The organism is Bradyrhizobium sp., from assembly GCF_049691595.1.
GTDB lineage: Bacteria > Pseudomonadota > Alphaproteobacteria > Rhizobiales > Xanthobacteraceae > Bradyrhizobium.
In genome coordinates this window covers 1-3,244 of sequence record NZ_JBAVNZ010000406.1, presented here as the reverse complement: position 1 = coordinate 3,244, position 3,244 = coordinate 1, and the positions used below count along the sequence as shown (strand labels likewise).

3 protein-coding genes are annotated in these 3,244 nt (G+C 63.6%); 1 reads left to right on the top strand and 2 read right to left on the bottom strand.

All coding sequences use genetic code 11. From position 1 onward, the window contains the following. Window positions 1–123 precede the first annotated feature (123 nt). Window positions 124–807 carry a DNA alkylation repair protein gene (locus WCE35_RS17380; RefSeq protein ID WP_424594564.1) on the top strand — a complete coding sequence of 228 codons (684 nt, stop codon included), beginning with the start codon at window positions 124–126 and terminating at the stop codon, window positions 805–807. 204 nt (window positions 808–1,011) lie between these two features. Here the strand turns inward: WCE35_RS17380 and WCE35_RS17375 are convergent, their stop codons facing one another. Both WCE35_RS17375 and WCE35_RS17370 read right to left on the bottom strand, forming a co-directional pair. Beyond that, window positions 1,012–2,022: an MraY family glycosyltransferase gene (locus WCE35_RS17375; RefSeq protein ID WP_424594563.1), complete on the bottom strand. Its 1,011-nt coding sequence runs from the start codon at window positions 2,020–2,022 to the stop codon at window positions 1,012–1,014. Between the two features lie 16 nt (window positions 2,023–2,038). Next, on the bottom strand, window positions 2,039–2,998 hold the full coding sequence (locus WCE35_RS17370; protein WP_424594562.1) for a lysylphosphatidylglycerol synthase transmembrane domain-containing protein: 960 nt from the start codon (window positions 2,996–2,998) through the stop codon (window positions 2,039–2,041). Between the last annotated feature and the right edge of the window lie 246 nt (window positions 2,999–3,244).

Below are 3,244 nucleotides of genomic sequence, written 5' to 3'. Positions count from 1 at the left end.
CAGGCGATCGAAAATAACGACCGCGGCAGGATCAGGACGGTGCTGAAGGACGCGGTGCCGGAGTTCGGATCGACGGCGGCCTGACGTAGCCTACGCGCTCGGTGTGCGAGCAACGCCGGGGAGATGCGCTTGAGTTCTGTGGCTGCTTACGTCGACGCCGTTGAAGGAGCCCTCGTACCGCTGCGAGATGCCAGGCGCGCGGTTGCCATGGCGGCATACATGAAAGATCGGTTTTCGTTTCTTGGCATTCCGGCGCCGGCGCGGCGCGCGGCGATCAAGCCGATTCCAAGGCCCGCGCCGGCCAAAGTTCACCCTATCGTTCGCGCGCTCTGGAAACGCCGGGAACGCGAATATCAATATGTTGCGCTCGATCTTTTTGACTCGATGGCCCGCGAACTCGACACGTCAAAATCGCTCGCGCTTGTGGAAGAGTTGACGCTCAAAAAGTCCTGGTGGGACTGTGTCGATGGCCTCGCCGGTATCGGCAGCAAGATTCTGCGTCACAACGCGAATGCGCGCGGCGTTGTCCGGAACTGGAGTTCGCACCAATCGTTCTGGGTCAACCGCCTGGCTATCCTGCACCAGAACGGCTGGGGCGACGCGACCGACCAGAAAGTGTTGTTCAAGATTTGCCTTGCGCACGCCCACAAGGAAGAGTTTTTCGTTCGCAAGGCCATCGGCTGGGCGCTTCGCGAATATGCATGGAACAACCCAACCGCGGTGCGGGATTTCGTCGAAAGAAACGCAAACATCCTGTCGAAACTCTCCGCGCGGGAAGCGATGAAGAACATCGGGGAGCAAGCGTAGCGCCGCGAGATCGCGAACGCATGTTCTGACAGCGTCATTGCGAGGAGCACTTGCGACGAAGCAATCCATTCTTTCTTGCCTTCTTGACGCCGCAAGATGGATTGCTTCACGAAGCCTGTCATCAGGCGCGCATTCGCGCGACCCGGTGGCTCGCAATGACGGTGTCAATAGCGCGCGCATCCGCGCGATCCCGGGTGTTCTTAACTATCGCCGGCGCGAGAACCGGAACATCAGCGATGCCACGACAAAGCATCCAGTCGCAAGCATCAGGATTTTGACCGTAACCGCCGCCGTCATGGTCGACGCGATCGCCAAAACCGCCAGCACGACATTGAGCGCAAACACCTCGCCGACGACGCGCCAGACCGTAAAGCCGTTGTCGGTGGCGCGCTGATAGTAATGCGAGCGGTGCGCCGCCCAGAACGGCTCGCGCCGGATCAGCCGACGGAGCAGCGTCACGCTCGCGTCCGCCAGATAATACAGCGGCAGCAGCAGGGCGGCGGCGAACTCGCCGTGATAGGCGAGCTGCAACAGGCACCAGCCGAGCAACAGGCCGATCGGCAGGCTGCCGACATCGCCGAGAAAGATTTTTGCCACCGGCCGGTTGAACGGCGAGAATCCGAGCAGCGCGCCGCACAGCGCGGCTGCGACGATCATGGTCGATGCCGGAACGTCGCCGAGCCAGCCGAGCAGCACCACGGAAGCCGTGATCGGGACCGCCTCGGCGGCCGTCATCAGATCCAGCCCGTCCATGAAATTGACGAGGTTCACGAACCAGAGGCCGGCCAGCAGCAGCAGGCCGCGTTCGATCCAGGGCGGGCATGCCTGCACGATCCGCAAGTCGTCGGGTGCTGCGAAAATGACGATGGCGACCGCCAGCCCCTGCAGCCAAAGCCGCGGCAATACGGCAATCGAATGGACGTCATCGGCAAACCCGACCACGGCGATGAACAGCGTCGCCGCGAACACCGCGAGGGGAATTTGGATGCCTGAGGCGCCGGCGAAAGCGATCACCGCGCCGGCCACGATCAGCGTGGCCGATATCACCGCGATGCCCGCGCCCTGCGGGGTCGGAATCCGGTGCGAGGAGCGCGCGTTCGGCCTGGCCAGCGCAACGCGCAACATCAGCGGCCGCAGCGCCCAGGTGAGGCAGGCCGACAGCAGCGCGGCGAGCACGCCGGACACAAACGCGAGGGACAATTCAAAATGGGTCATCTGCTCGACGCGAAAACTATTCGGGCACTGCGATCGGCCTCGTGCCCTGCGCCGCCTTTTCGGGGCTGAAGATCCACACCAGGCCGCCGCAGATGCCGACGAAAAACGACACCGCGCCGAACAAGAGCGAGACGTTGACGCCTTCATTGGTCATCAATCCGGCATAGCCGAAGGCAAGCCCCATGGTGGCTTCGCGAACGCCCCAGCCGGCGATCGAGATCGGCAGCATGGTGATCAGCATCACCGGCGGCACCAGTTGGAATACCTGACCGAACAGCACCGGTGCCGCGATCGATTGCACCACGCACCAGGCGATGACGACGGCGAGAACGTGAACCAGCAGCGACAGCACCGCGATTTTCGGCCCGCGCCGGCGGCTGAAAATGACCCGGTTGGCGATCACGGCGCAGGCGTGCAGGTGATGCGTTCCCCACCAGCGCTTCAGCCAGGGCCAGGGCAGAAGGCCCAGCACCAGGAATCCCGCCCCGCCCGCGAGCGCGGCGAAATCGACCAGCAGCAGCGCCGACCGTCCATTCGGATCGCCGATCAGCCGATAGCTCCATGGCAGGCTAGCGACGATGATGACCGCCAGCGCGATCAGGCCGATGGCGCGGTCGACGAAGATCGAATAGGTCGCAGCCCGCCAGCCGGCGCCGGCCCGCGCCACCAGCCAGAGCCGCACCGCGTCGCCGCCGATCGAGGAGGGCAGCGTCTGGTTGAAAAATGTTCCGATCAAATTGAAGCGCATCGCCTGCCTGGTCTCGAGCGGCGCGCCGCATTGCGCGCTGATCTCGCGCCACCGCAGCACGCCGACGAAAATCTGCAGGAATGTCACGGCGATGGCGAGGGCGATCCAGCCCAGGCTCCCCGCGTCGATGCGCGAGGCAAGTTCGGACAGGCTGACCTTGCGCAACGAGAAATAGAGCAGCGCCGCCGAGATCAATATCTTGAGGGTCGAAAGCAGGATCCGGCGCATCTCGCCCGCGCTTGCCAGGTTTGAGAAGGAGGACAAAAACGGCGCAAATCGGCGCCGCGCGCCGAACTTCGCCGCCTTGGTATGGTTTTCAGGCCAATCTGGCAATAGCCGTGCAACTGGCTATTGCGACACCGATAAAACGGCGGCTAAAGAGGCCCCGAACGGACTGCCCGGGGGCGGCGCCGGCGCGGATTTACGGTATCTGCAAGTTTCATCCGGAACCGCCGACCGCTGTGCTAGCGGTTG